General features: G+C 68.3%; 10 protein-coding genes. 6 read left to right on the top strand and 4 right to left on the bottom strand.

Annotated features, from left to right (window positions below; all coding sequences use genetic code 11):
• The first annotated feature begins 15 nt into the window (after positions 1-15).
• The 5 genes from ACIBCU_RS19185 to ACIBCU_RS19165 all read left to right on the top strand — a co-directional run bounded on the left by ACIBCU_RS19185 (position 16) and on the right by ACIBCU_RS19165 (position 6672).
• A complete protein-coding gene (locus ACIBCU_RS19185; protein WP_399232594.1) occupies positions 16-2298 on the top strand; it encodes an ATP-binding cassette domain-containing protein in 2283 nt (760 codons plus the stop codon).
• A gap of 725 nt (positions 2299-3023) precedes the next feature.
• Positions 3024-4019, top strand: a complete 996-nt coding sequence (locus ACIBCU_RS19180; RefSeq protein WP_399232592.1) for an NAD-dependent epimerase/dehydratase family protein — start codon at positions 3024-3026, stop codon at positions 4017-4019.
• An 11-nt stretch (positions 4020-4030) separates the two neighbouring features.
• The gene (ccrA, locus tag ACIBCU_RS19175; RefSeq protein ID WP_362942151.1) at positions 4031-5368 is read left to right on the top strand and encodes a crotonyl-CoA carboxylase/reductase; all 1338 of its coding nucleotides are present in this window, start codon (positions 4031-4033) and stop codon (positions 5366-5368) included.
• Positions 5369-6039: 671 nt separating this feature from the next.
• Entirely contained in the window at positions 6040-6288 is a 249-nt protein-coding gene (locus ACIBCU_RS19170) for a hypothetical protein (protein ID WP_399232590.1), read from the top strand.
• Positions 6289-6327: 39 nt separating this feature from the next.
• Positions 6328-6672 carry a hypothetical protein gene (locus ACIBCU_RS19165; RefSeq protein ID WP_399232588.1) on the top strand — a complete coding sequence of 115 codons (345 nt, stop codon included), beginning with the start codon at positions 6328-6330 and terminating at the stop codon, positions 6670-6672.
• Here ACIBCU_RS19165 and ACIBCU_RS19160 read toward each other — a convergent pair whose 3' ends face one another.
• The 4 genes from ACIBCU_RS19160 to ACIBCU_RS19145 form a co-directional block, all read right to left on the bottom strand.
• Positions 6673-7554, bottom strand: a complete 882-nt coding sequence (locus tag ACIBCU_RS19160; RefSeq protein ID WP_399232586.1) for an IS5 family transposase — start codon at positions 7552-7554, stop codon at positions 6673-6675.
• 350 nt (positions 7555-7904) lie between these two features.
• Positions 7905-9434, bottom strand: coding sequence for a UDP-N-acetylglucosamine 1-carboxyvinyltransferase (locus ACIBCU_RS19155; protein ID WP_362942124.1), 1530 nt, complete (start codon positions 9432-9434; stop codon positions 7905-7907).
• Between the two features lie 180 nt (positions 9435-9614).
• Entirely contained in the window at positions 9615-9812 is a 198-nt protein-coding gene (locus ACIBCU_RS19150) for a DUF4236 domain-containing protein (protein WP_203183160.1), read from the bottom strand.
• Between the two features lie 107 nt (positions 9813-9919).
• Positions 9920-10582 (bottom strand): GNAT family N-acetyltransferase, encoded by a 663-nt coding sequence (locus tag ACIBCU_RS19145; RefSeq protein WP_399232583.1) that lies wholly within the window; start codon positions 10580-10582, stop codon positions 9920-9922.
• Between the two features lie 284 nt (positions 10583-10866).
• On the opposite strand from ACIBCU_RS19145, the gene acnA reads away from it, so the two are divergent.
• Positions 10867-13581 carry an aconitate hydratase AcnA gene (gene acnA / locus ACIBCU_RS19140; protein WP_362942130.1) on the top strand — a complete coding sequence of 905 codons (2715 nt, stop codon included), beginning with the start codon at positions 10867-10869 and terminating at the stop codon, positions 13579-13581.
• Positions 13582-13630: the final 49 nt, after the last annotated feature.

Raw genomic sequence — 13630 nt, 5'->3', positions numbered from 1 at the left:
GAACAGGCCCTGAAAATGACAGAAGTCGTGCGCAACGACAACAACGCGCAGTACATCCGCATCGCGGGTGCGCGCGAGCACAACCTGAAGGACGTGTCGCTGCGGATCCCGAAGAACAGGATCACGGTGTTCACCGGCGTCTCCGGGTCGGGGAAGTCGTCGATCGTGTTCGACACCCTGGCCGTGGAGGCGCAGCGGCAGCTCAACAGCACCTACGACTGGTTCATCCGCAACCAGTTGCCGAAGTACCAGCGTCCCCACGCGGACATCATCGAGAACCTGACCGCCCCGGTGGTCGTCGACCAGAAGCCGGTCGGCGGCAACGCGCGGTCGACGGTCGGCACGATGACGGACCTCTACTCGGCGCTGCGTGTGCTGTTCTCGCGCCTGGGCACGCCATACAACCCGCCCTCGGCGTACTCCTTCAACAACCCGCAGGGCATGTGCCCGGAGTGCGACGGCCTCGGCCGGATGCGCAAGGTGAACGTCGACCGGCTGCTCGACCGGACGAAGTCGCTCGACGGGGGAGCGATCCAGCTCAGCACGCACAAGCCCGGTGCGATGGACTGGCAGATGTACGCGAAGTCTGGACACTTCGACACCGCGAAGGTGCTGAGCGATTACACCGATGCCGAGTGGGAGATGCTCCTGCACGGCAGCGGCGGCACCGTGAAGGTGTCCACGACCAACACCACGGCGACCCTCAAGTACGAGGGCGTCGTGGCCCGTTTCGCCCGGACCAACCTCAAGCGCGACCTCGGCTCGCTCAGCGAGCGCGGCCGGGCCAACATCGAACGGTTCATCACGCTGGGGGAGTGCACGGGGTGCGGCGGCACCCGGCTGAACCCCACCGCGCTCGCCACGACCGTCGCCGGCCGCACCATCGCCGACTGGACGCGGATGGAGATCAGTGACCTGATCAAGCTCCTCGACGGGATCGACGACCCGGTCGGCACCCCTGTCGCCGCGGGGGTCCGCACCGCCTTCGAGCGCATCGAGGGCATCGGCCTCGGCTATCTCTCGCTGGACCGGGAGACCCTCTCGCTCTCCGGCGGCGAGGCTCAGCGGCTGAAGACCGTGCGCCACCTCAGCAGCAGCCTGGTCGGCATGACGTTCATCTTCGACGAGCCCAGCACGGGCCTGCACCCGCGCGACGTGGGCCGCCTCAACGGCCTGCTGCGGGAGCTGCGGGACATGGGCAACACGGTGATCGTCGTCGAGCACGATCCGGACGTCATCGAGATTGCCGACCATGTGGTCGACGTGGGCCCCCGAGCGGGCGTCCACGGCGGGGAGATCGTCTTCGAGGGCAGTTTCCCGGAGCTGAAGCGGGCCGACACGCTCACCGCCGTCTGTCTGCGCCGCACCGCGGACGTGAAGGCGGACGTCCGCCGCCCGACGGGGAAGCTCGCGGTGGAGAACGCCGACCTCCACAACCTGCGCAACGTCTCGGTCAGCATCCCGACCGGAGTCCTCACGGCGGTCACCGGGGTCGCCGGATCCGGAAAGAGTTCGCTGATCACCGGAGCGTTCCTGGACGCCTACCCGGACACGATCCTGGTCGACCAGACGGCCATCAGGGCTTCCTCGCGGTCCACGCCCGCCAGCCACCTCGACATGATGGACACGATCCGCAAGCTCTTCGCCAAGGCCAACGGCGTGCCGGTGAGCCTGTTCAGCTTCAACTCTGCGGGCGCCTGCGACGAGTGCAACGGGCGCGGTGAACTCGTCGTGGAACTCGCCTACATGGACCCCGTCCGAACCCGGTGCGAAGTCTGTGAGGGCCGACGGTTCAAGGAGGAGGTCCTGGCCTACGAGCTGCGCGGGAAGTCCGTCGCCGATGTGCTCGACCTGTCCGCCGAGAGCGCCGTCGAGTTCTTCACCGAGCGCGAGGTCCTGGACAAGCTGACCGGCCTGACCGACGTCGGCCTCGGCTATCTGACCCTCGGGCAGCCGCTGAGCACGCTCTCGGGCGGCGAGCGCCAGCGCCTGAAGCTCGCGGGCCGGCTGCATGGCCCCAAGTCCGTGTACGTCCTCGACGAACCGACGACGGGCCTGCACATGTCCGACGTCGACACCATCGTCGGGCTGATGAACTGCCTGGTGGACCGGGGCAACACGGTCATTGTCATCGATCACAACCTGGACGTCGTCCGGCAGGCCGACTGGGTGATCGATCTCGGACCCGGCGGCGGCAAGCACGGTGGCCAGGTCGTCTTCAGCGGCACGCCGAAGGAGCTGTTGGAGGCGGACGGCACCGCCACCGGGGAGTACCTCCGCCGATATCGGTCCGCCTGAGCAGGGAACTTGACGCAGGAAGGGCGGCCGGTCCGGTCCGGGTCAGATCGCCGCTGCGGTCATCCCCGCAGCCCCGTGTACTGGAGCGCGGTGCTGACCGCCACGATCAGCGCCGATCAGCAGGAACACCATTCCGACCCCGTTGAGCGGCACGAAGCCGGCCGAAGCCGTCACCACACACCCGACCGCAGTCAGGGCGATGCTGGCCGGCCACGAGTGCCGAAGGTCTCCGTCACCGCGACCGCCCCGAGCAAGGGGGCCTACCGCCTCGACTCCCGGCACGAGGGGACGGCCCGTACGGCCGCCTTCACTGTGCACGCCGGGGAAGCGGCACCCGAGGGATCCGTGTCTGAGAGCGGGGAGTCCGCCGGGCACGGGTGCTGACGCACGGGGGCCCGCCGCTCGACGGCCGTCAGGCAGCCGGTGACGCGCAACCGGTGGCCGCCGGGAGGGGCGCACGTGCCATTGCGCTGGAGTTCTCGTGAAGTGCAGACGGTCCGATCCAGACGCCTCCGAACGGACGGAACCGTCCGATGCCCCCTTGTGCGTACGGATGTTGATGGCGCGAAAGGGCGGGTTAGTGCTTGCGCCGAGGGGGTGCGGCACTTCTTACGAACCGCGCTCCTTGCAGGCCCTGTCGTGGCGGACGAGCGGGTCTCGGGGTCCGGTCGAATCCCGCTCGACCTCGGACAAGGACCCCGCCCCGGGACACTTAGCATGCGGCCATGACCTCGATACTTGTCACGGGCGCGGCAGGCTTCATCGGATCGCACTCCGTCCGGCACTGGTTGCGCCGGTACCCCGATGACACCGTGGTCGCCCTCGACGCGCTCACCTACGCCGGTTTCGCTCTCCAACTTGGAGGACCTCGCCGACCGTGTGGTCTTCGTCCAGGGGGGGGATCGGTGACGAAGCGCTCGTACGAAAACTCCTCGCCGACCACATATCCACCTGCGAGGTGTACGGAGACCTCGCCCTCGACTCCGACGAGATGTTCACCGAGACGAGCCCCTACCACCCCCCGCACCCCCTACAACGCCAGCAAGGCCGGGGCCGACCATGTGGTCCGGGCCTACCACGAGACGTACGGCCTGCCCGTGACGATTACCAACTGCGCCAACAACTACGGCAGTCACCAGTTCCCCGAGAAGGTCATCCCCCTGTTCACGACGCGGGCGCTCGACGGTCGGCGTCTGCCCGCGTACGCCTCCAGTGGCAACCGCAGGGAGTGGATCCACGTCCTGGACCACTGCGCGGCCGTGGAGACCGTCCTCCTGAAGGGGACGCCCGGCGAGGTCTACCACGTCGGCACCGGTGTGGAGGCCAGCGTCGATGAACTCGCCGACCTCGTGCTCGACGAACCCGGCCTGCCACGGTCTCTGAAGGAGACCGTGCCCGCCCCCCCGGCCGTGATCGCCGCTACCTCCGCGACTCCAGCCGTATCCGGCGCGAACTCGGCTGGGAGCCGCGGATCCCCTTCGCGGCCGGAATCCGGGAGACCGTCCGCTGGTACTCCGACCACCGTTCCTGGTGGCTTCCGCTCATCGGCCGCAGCCCGGTCGTCGAGAACGACTGGAGCGCGGCCGGATCCCGATAGGGCTCGCAGATCATCAAGGTGTTGCTTCTTGTCCTGGGGCTCGCGCGGTCAGGCCGGTTCCTGGACCGCCCGCCCCACCTCTTCCGGTAGCCGCGGCTGCCCCGTCACTTTCCACCGGAGGTAACCCCCGTGACCATGAGGGACATCCTGAACGCGATCCAGTCGCCGGACTCGGCGCCCGCCGACTTCGCCGCTCTGCCGCTCCCTGAATCCTGCCGGGCCGTCGTCCTGCGGCGTGAGGACACGGAGATGTTCTCGGGGCTTGCCAGCCGCGACAAAGACCCCCGCAAGTCCCTCCACCTGGAGCAGGTGCCGGTGCCCGAACTCGGCCCTGGCGAAGCCCTGGTGGCCGTCATGGCCAGTTCGGTGAACTACAACACCGTCTGGAGCTCGATCTTCGAGCCGGTACCGACGTTCGCTTTCTTGGAGCGCTACGGCAAGTTGAGCGAGCTGGCCAAGCGTCACGACCTGCCATACCACATCATCGGCTCCGACCTGGCGGGTGTCGTGCTGCGCACCGGGCCCGGCGTGAATGCCTGGCACCCCGGTGACGAGGTCGTCGCGCACTGCCTCTCCGTCGAGCTGGAGAGCTCCGACGGCCACAACGACACGATGCTCGACCCCGAGCAGCGGATCTGGGGCTTCGAGACCAACTTCGGCGGCCTGGCAGAGGTCGCACTGGTGAAGTCCAACCAGCTGATGCCCAAGCCCGACCACCTCAGCTGGGAGGAGGCGGCGGCGCCCGGGCTCGTCAACTCCACCGCGTACCGCCAACTGGTCTCCCGTAACGGCGCCGGCATGAAGCAGGGCGACAACGTCCTGATCTGGGGCGCCAGCGGCGGACTCGGCAGTTACGCCACACAGTTCGCCCTGGCCGGCGGCGCCAACCCGATCTGTGTCGTGAGCAGCGACCAGAAGGCGGACATCTGCCGTGCGATGGGCGCCGACGCGATCATCGACCGCCACGCCGAGGGCTACAGGTTCTGGAAGAACGAGCACGAGCAGGACCCCCGCGAGTGGAAGCGCTTCGGCAAGCACATCCGCGAACTCACCGGCGGCGAGGACGTGGACATCGTCTTCGAGCACCCGGGCCGCGAGACCTTCGGCGCGAGTGTGTACGTCACCCGCAAGGGCGGCACCATCGTCACCTGCGCCTCCACCTCCGGCTACACCCACGAGTACGACAACCGCTACCTGTGGATGTCACTCAAGAAGATCGTCGGCTCGCACTTCGCCAACTACCGCGAGGCGTGGGAGGCCAACCGCCTGATCGCCAAGGGCAAGATCCACCCGACGCTCTCCAAGGTCTACTCCCTCGAAGACACCGGCCAGGCCGCCTACGAGGTCCATCGCAACCTCCATCAGGGCAAGGTCGGCGTCCTCGCCCTCGCCCCACAGGAGGGCCTCGGTGTGCGCGACCCGGTCAAGCGCGCCCAGCACATCGACGCCATCAACCGCTTCCGGGTTCTCTGAACTCGCCCGGTCACGCCGCTCAAGGGGTAGGGACAAAGGTTTTCAGACGCGGAGGAAGTCCGACAGGGCTTCCTCCGCTCGTAGTTGGTCGGTGGGCCTGCCCGTCAACGGGACGCGAGTCGCAGATCGTGCCCTACCGGGATGATGACCTGGAGCGCCCGCATCTGTACGGCGGTCGACCTCAGCCACCTCCGGTGGAGAAGACCGGCGAGCACGGCAAGTCGCTTACCGCGGAGGGTCCGGCCACGCTGCCCGGTTTCGGCGAGGGCGGGGGAGGAGCCGCACCCTCCCTGACCCGCTAAGCAGCAGGTCAGGGAGGGTGCGCCGGAATCCGCGTATCAAATGTCGCGGAAGAGACCAGTCACTCGGCTGATCTGCAGGAACGATCGACCACCAGCCTCTGACCTGCGGAAATGGCCTTTCGGCTGTTTCGAGGTCGTGCCCCTTGATGCAGCTGAAAGTCCCAGGAAAGTCCCAGAGGACTCCAAGGAGACCAGGCGTCAGCCTGCCCGAGCCCCGCCTCGGCGGTCGCATACTCATCGGCATTTTCGTGGACCACCTGGACACCTGAGCGCGGGCGCGGGAAAGCGCGGCTCCGCGCCCCCGATGCCTCGTATAGCCCTGTTAGTCACCGCGTCGTGCCTGGTCGGTGACGTCTCACGTTCGCCACCGTGGCGGGCGTCACACATGAACTCCGCCGGGTCGCACGAGGCACCCGGCCGATCGTGCCCGCTGCCTCGGTGATCAACCCGTCCCCTTTCACCATGCTCTTCAACTCCACTCGCCGTGGCGCCCGGCTCGCGCGGCGGATGGCCAAGCACCTGCTGGACGCCTGGAGAGTCGTGACCGAACTGTGCGCCGACGCCGTCCAGCACGGCCGCGTGTCGGCTGGCGCCGCAGTTCTGTCCGGCCCCGACTAGGTTCTGTCCGGCGGATCATGGCGTCATAGGCTCCAGGTCATGCACAGCACCCTGACGGAGCACGCCAGATGTCTTTACGGAGACGAGTACCGGCCCACACCGGAGTGCGGCCTCGAGCACGGGGAGCACTACTTCGTCGAGGAGCTGACATTCGCCGACGCGGATTCGATCCTTGCCATGCTGCGTGAACTCTGTCCGCACGTGGTCGACGGCTACCTGCCGGTCTGGATCCGGAATCTGGCCCATCGGCTGGTGCTCCTGCAGCGGCCGGACGAACCTGCGCTGCTGCGGGAGGCTGCCGAGAGTCTGTGGATGCACGGCCCGGACTGGGACTACATCGCAGAGGACCTCAAGATACGGGCCGACGCTCTGGAAACGGGCTGATCACGGCCTGAGCCAAAGGCGAATCGACGCGACGGCGACGGTGCCGTGGAAGACGTAGGCGCGCTTGTCATACCGCGTTGCTACAGCACGGAAATGCTTGAGCCGGTTGATCGTGCGCTCGATCTCGTTCCGGCGCTTGTACATCTCTTCGTCGAAGCCGGCGGGTCGACCTCCTCGGCTTCCCCGGCGCCGACGGTTGGCCCGCTGATCCTTCGGCTCCGGGATGGTGTGCTTGATCTGGCGTCTCCGCAGGTAGCGGCGATTCCGGCGAGAGCTGTATGCCTTATCGCCGCCGAGGTGGTCGGGGCGGGTGCGCGGATGACCGCCGTCTTGGCGCCGGACCCTGATGCGTTCCAGGACGGGGATCAGCTGGGGGCTGTCGCCCCACTGGCCAGGGGTGATCAGCATGGCCAGGGGGCGACGGCCTCCCTCTCCTGCAAGGTGGATCTTGGAGGTCAGACCGCCACGGGAGCGGCCGAGTCCTTCGTCGGGGCGGTGCTGCCGGGGCGTTGATCTCCGCTTCGGGATCCGGGGTGTTCTGCGCGGTGCACCGGCAGCGTGCTGATGGGCCCGGCACGAGGTGGAGTCCATGCTCACCATGCTCCAGTCGATGCGCCCCTGAGAGTCGGCCTCGGCCTGGACAGCCTGAAAGATCCTTTCCCAGGTGCCGTCCGCCGACCACCGGCGGTGGCGCTCATACACGGTTTTCCAGCTCCCGAACCGATCCGGCAGGTCCCGCCACGGAACACCCGTGCGGACCCGGAACAAGATCCCGTTGATCACCATCCGGTGATCAATCCAACGTCCGCCCCGGCGCCCGGACTTCGGCAGATATGGCGCAAGTTGCACCCACTCGTCGTTCGTAAGATCGCCCCGCCCCACGACCAACACAATGGTCCATGCAAGGCGATCACATGATTCGCCGGACAGGCCCTAGCAGACCGAGATGCGGTCCGTCGCCGCCCTGATCAACGAGCGCCAGGGCCTGGATTTCCTGTGGATGTTCCTCGCGGTGTGAGCGACGGCCGAATCCCGCACCAGCGGATCGAGCGGTAACGGCTCGCTGGCCGTCGACATCTTTCCGAGGACTCATCATGTGGAGTGCGTGGCGGACAGAAACCTTCGCGCGCGGCCCAAAGTCCCAGAAAAGTCCCAGAGACGTCGCCACACTCCCTCTCGTCTGGCATTGATGCAGGTCAGGAAGGGTTTGAGGGTGGCTTTCCGTAGAGCCGTCAGATGTCCCGGAAGATCTCGATCTGCGCACCCACCGAGTTCAGCCGCTCCGCCAGCTCCTCGTAACCCCGGTTGATGACATACACGTTGCGGAGCACGGACGTGCCCTCGGCCGCCATCATTGCCAGCAGCACCACCACCGCCGGCCGCAGGGCGGGCGGGCACATCATCTCGGCGGCGCGCCAGCGGGTCGGGCCCTCGACCAGGACGCGGTGCGGGTCCAGGAGCTGGAGCCGGCCGCCGAGGCGGTTGAGGTCGGTGAGGTAGATCGCGCGGTTGTCGTAGACCCAGTCGTGGATCAGGGTCTTGCCGTGCGCGGACGCGGCGATCGCCGCGAAGAACGGCACGTTGTCGATGTTCAGCCCGGGGAAGGGCATCGGGTGGATCTTGTCGATGGGCGCCTCCAGCTTGGAGGGCCGGACCGTCAGGTCCACCAGCCGGGTACGGCCGTTGTCGGCCGCGTACTCCGTCGTGCGGTCGCAGTCGACGCCCATCTCCTCCAGAACCGCGAGCTCGATCTCCAGGAACTCGATCGGGACCCGGCGGATCGTCAGCTCGGACTCCGTCACCACGGCGGCGGCCAGCAGGCTCATCGCCTCGACCGGGTCCTCGGAGGGGGAGTAGTCGACGTCCACGTCGATCTCCGGCACCCCGTGCACCGTGAGGGTCGTCGTCCCGACGCCGTCGACGCGTACGCCGAGCGCCTCCAGGAAGAAGCACAGGTCCTGGACCATGTAGTTGGAGGAGGCGTTACGGATGACCGTCGTGCCGTCGTGCCGGGCTGCGGCCAGCAGCGCGTTCTCGGTCACCGTGTCGCCGCGCTCGGTCAGGACGATGGGGCGGCCAGGACGGATCTCGTGGTCGACCTGGGCGTGGTAGAGCCCGTCGGTCGCGGCGATCTCCAGGCCGAAGCGGCGCAGGGCGATCATGTGCGGCTCGATCGTGCGCGTGCCGAGGTCGCAGCCGCCGGCGTACGGCAGGGTGAAGCGGTCCTCGCGGTGCAGCAGCGGGCCGAGGAACATGATGATGGAGCGGGTCCGGCGCGCGGCGTCGGCGTCGATGGACTCCAGCTCGAGCCGGTCGGGCGGCAGGATCTCGAGGTCGACACCGTCGTTGATCCACCGGGTGCGTACGCCGATGGAGTTGAGGACCTCCAGCAGCCGGAAGACCTCCTCGATGCGGGCCACCCGGCGCAGCACGGTGCGGCCCTTGTTGAGCAGCGAGCCGCAGAGCAGCGCGACACACGCGTTCTTGCTCGTCTTCACGTCGATGGAGCCAGAGAGCCGACGGCCACCCACGACTCGGAGGTGCATGGGGCCGGCGTAACCGAGCGACACGATCTCGCTGTCGAGGGCCTCGCCGATGCGGGCGATCATCTCAAGGCTGATGTTCTGGTTACCACGTTCGATGCGGTTGACGGCGCTCTGGCTCGTGGCCAGCGCCTCGGCGAGCTGACTCTGTGTCCAGCCACGGTGCTGACGGGCGTCACGGATGAGCTTGCCGATACGTGCGAGGTAGTCATCTTCCATGGCTGCACGCTATCTCAGATATGAGATGAAGCTCGTGTCGGGGGTGTGGGATTCAGGTGACGGTCGGGTGCCCGGCCGCGTGGGAGCGCCTGTGTGAAGGGTCGGGCGTGCCCGGCGGCCCGGCGCGCGGAGCTCGGGCGAACGGGTGAGGCAGGCCGAGCCCGCGACGGTGAGGTGAGGTCAGCCGCGGCGGCGGCGCGTCGTCCTCCGCCAGCCGAACGGGCCCGGCAGGTCCATGGACGTGGTGCGCCGGCCGGTGCTGCTCGTGGTGCGCCTCGGCCCGTGCCGTCCGCCGGTCGTGACGGACCACGAGCGGCGGTTGATGTTCAGCCGGACGCCCGGGAGGATCTGGAAGCTCTTTCGGAAGGTGAGCGGCATCTGTGCCTCCTCTGTCAGGAGTACGGGTATCCCGAAGCCGCCGGGTCATGCGCACGGACCCGTGAGCGCGGGCGCGGTCCGGGCGGGCCCGTCGGTCGCGGGCGCGGTCAGCGCTGCGCCGGGTCCGGCCCCCGCAGGGCATTGGCCAGGGGCGCCGACACGGTCCATCCCGTGCTCTCGTAGAGGGCACGCCCCTCCGCCGACGAGGCCAGCAGGCCGGCCGTCGCGCCCCGCCCGGCGGCCGCGTCGGTGAGCGTGCGCATGATCAGGCGGCCGAGACCGCGGCGCCGGTGGGCGGGCTGGGTCTCGACCTTGTCGATGACGGCGGTGATGCCGGAGACGGCCGCTTGGCCTCGTGCGGCGAGCGTGCCGTCGGCCGCGCACACCCGGGCATGGGTGACGCCGTCGTGGGTCCAGGTGCGGAGCCGGTAGCCGTCGGGGAGGGGGACCGGGGGGCGGGCGAGGTGGAGCGGGGTGGACATCAGGTAGCCGGGTTCGTCGGCGACGGACCAGCCGGGCGTGATCCAGGACGCGAGCGACTCCGCCCGCACGAACGCCTTCAGCCGGACGCCGGGCCTGGTCGTGCCTGCGGTTATCTCCCGCACCGTTGCCGCGGTGGCGGTGGTCAGGACGTGGCTCATGGCGTGGGCGGGAGGGCCCGTGCGTACGGTGAAGCCCCAGGACGAGGGGGCCGGTTCGTCCGCTCCCCGCGAGAGGGCCCAGCCGTGGACCCATGCGTGTACGGCCTCGGAGGTGGTGGTGAAGTGCACGGCGCCTTCCCGGGGCGGGGGGTGGTCGGCAACGAAATGTACCGTCCTGCCGCGTACGCCATCGCGGTGCGGCGCAGGACACGGGTGCCCGGGCATGACCGCGCGGCGGCGATGTACTAGAGTTATCTCGACATCGAGATATCTGCCGAGGCGCACCGCAGCCGCCGCTCGGTAAGGGTTACCTAACTAATCCTTACCTTAGCGGATGGTGGGGGCCGCAGGCGGCGCCGGCCGCACATGAGGCGCGGCGCGGTTGAACGCGCACATTGAAGAAGGAGACTGTCGTGTCGGCGAACAGCTTCGACGCCCGCAGCACGCTGCGCGTGGGTGACGAGTCGTACGAGATCTTCAAGCTGGACAAGGTCGAGGGCTCCGCGCGCCTCCCTTACAGCCTGAAGGTGCTGCTGGAGAACCTGCTCCGCACGGAGGACGGCGCGAACATCACCGCCGACCACATCCGGGCGCTCGGCGGCTGGGACTCCCAGGCCCAGCCCAGCCAGGAGATCCAGTTCACGCCGGCCCGCGTGATCATGCAGGACTTCACGGGTGTCCCGTGTGTCGTGGACCTCGCCACCATGCGTGAGGCCGTCAAGGAGCTCGGCGGCGACGCCACGAAGATCAACCCGCTGGCCCCGGCCGAGCTGGTCATCGACCACTCCGTCATCGCCGACAAGTTCGGCACCAACGACGCGTTCTCCCAGAACGTCGAGCTGGAGTACGGCCGCAACAAGGAGCGCTACCAGTTCCTGCGCTGGGGCCAGACCGCCTTCGACGAGTTCAAGGTGGTCCCCCCGGGCACCGGCATCGTCCACCAGGTCAACATCGAGCACCTGGCCCGCACGGTCATGGTCCGTAACGGCCAGGCGTACCCCGACACCCTCGTCGGCACCGACTCGCACACCACGATGGTCAACGGCCTCGGCGTGCTGGGCTGGGGCGTCGGCGGCATCGAGGCCGAGGCCGCGATGCTCGGCCAGCCGGTCTCCATGCTCATCCCGCGCGTCGTCGGCTTCAAGCTGACCGGCGAGCTCCCGGCCGGCACCACCGCCACCGACCTCGTGCTGACCATCACCGAGATGCTCCGCAAGCACGGCGTCGTCGGCAAGTTCGTCGAGTTCTACGGTGAGGGCGTCGCCGCCACCTCCCTCGCGAACCGCGCCACCATCGGCAACATGTCGCCGGAGTTCGGCTCCACCGCCGCGATCTTCCCGATCGACGACGAGACGCTGAAGTACCTCCGCCTGACCGGCCGCGACGCCCAGCAGGTCGCGCTCGTCGAGGCGTACGCCAAGGAGCAGGGCCTCTGGCTCGACCCGGCCGCCGAGCCGGACTTCTCCGAGAAGCTGGAGCTCGACCTCTCCACGGTCGTCCCCTCCATCGCCGGCCCGAAGCGCCCGCAGGACCGCATCGTCCTCGCGAACGCCAAGGCGCAGTTCGCCCAGGACGTACGCAACTACGTCTCCGACGACGAGGAGGCGGGCAAGGAGTCCTTCCCGGCCTCCGACTCCCCGGCCGCCACCAACGGCGTCCCGTCGAACCCGGTCCCCGTCACCGCCCCCGACGGCACGACGTACGAGCTGGACCACGGCGCCGTCACCGTCGCCGCGATCACCTCCTGCACCAACACCTCGAACCCCTACGTCATGGTCGCCGCGGCGCTCGTGGCGAAGAAGGCCGTCGAGAAGGGCCTGACCCGCAAGCCGTGGGTCAAGACCACCCTCGCCCCGGGCTCGAAGGTCGTCACCGACTACTTCGACAAGGCGGGCCTGACCCCGTACCTCGACAAGGTCGGCTTCAACCTCGTCGGCTACGGCTGCACCACCTGCATCGGCAACTCCGGCCCGCTGCCGGAAGAGGTCTCCAAGGCGGTCAACGACCACGACCTGGCCGTGACCTCGGTGCTCTCCGGCAACCGCAACTTCGAGGGCCGGATCAACCCCGACGTCAAGATGAACTACCTGGCGTCCCCGCCGCTGGTCGTCGCGTACGCCATCGCCGGTTCGATGAAGGTCGACATCACCAAGGACGCCCTCGGCGTCGACCAGGACGGCAAGCCCGTCTTCCTCCAGGACATCTGGCCCTCCGAGGCCGAGGTCAACGACGTCGTCGCCAACTCCATCGGCGAGGACATGTTCAACAAGTCCTACCAGGACGTCTTCGCGGGCGACGCCCAGTGGCAGGCGCTGTCGATCCCGACCGGCAACACCTTCGAGTGGGACTCCGAGTCCACCTACGTGCGCAAGCCCCCGTACTTCGAGGGCATGACGATGGAGACGACCCCGGTCGAGGACATCACCGGCGCCCGGGTGCTCGCCAAGCTCGGCGACTCGGTCACCACCGACCACATCTCCCCGGCCGGTGCGATCAAGGCCGACACCCCGGCTGGCAAGTACCTCACGGAGCACGGCATCGAGCGCCGTGACTTCAACTCCTACGGCTCGCGCCGTGGTAACCACGAGGTCATGATCCGCGGTACGTTCGCCAACATCCGCCTGCGCAACCAGATCGCGCCGGGCACCGAGGGCGGCTTCACCCGCGACTTCACGAAGGACGGCGCCCCGGTGTCGTTCATCTACGACGCCTCGCAGAACTACCAGGCCGCGGGCACCCCGCTCGTCATCCTGGCGGGCAAGGAGTACGGCTCCGGCTCGTCCCGTGACTGGGCGGCCAAGGGCACCGCGCTCCTGGGCGTCAAGGCCGTCATCGCCGAGTCCTACGAGCGCATCCACCGCTCGAACCTCATCGGCATGGGCGTCCTCCCGCTCCAGTTCCCGGAGGGCCACACCGCCGAGTCCCTCGGCCTGACCGGCGAGGAGTCCTTCTCCTTCACCGGCGTGACCGAGCTGAACGACGGCACCACGCCGCGCACCGTCAAGGTCACCACCGACACCGGTGTGGAGTTCGACGGCGTCGTCCGCATCGACACCCCCGGCGAGGCGGACTACTACCGCAACGGCGGCATCCTGCAGTACGTCCTCCGCAGCCTGATCCGTAAGTAAGGGCACCGCGAAGTGAGCGAGGGCCGCACCCCCCGGGGTGCGGCCCTCC

This window comes from Streptomyces sp. NPDC051064 (assembly GCF_044455985.1).
Classification (GTDB): Bacteria; Actinomycetota; Actinomycetes; order Streptomycetales; family Streptomycetaceae; genus Streptomyces.
The sequence above is the reverse complement of the archived record's forward strand: the minus strand, read 5'-3'. Positions and strand labels throughout refer to the sequence as shown.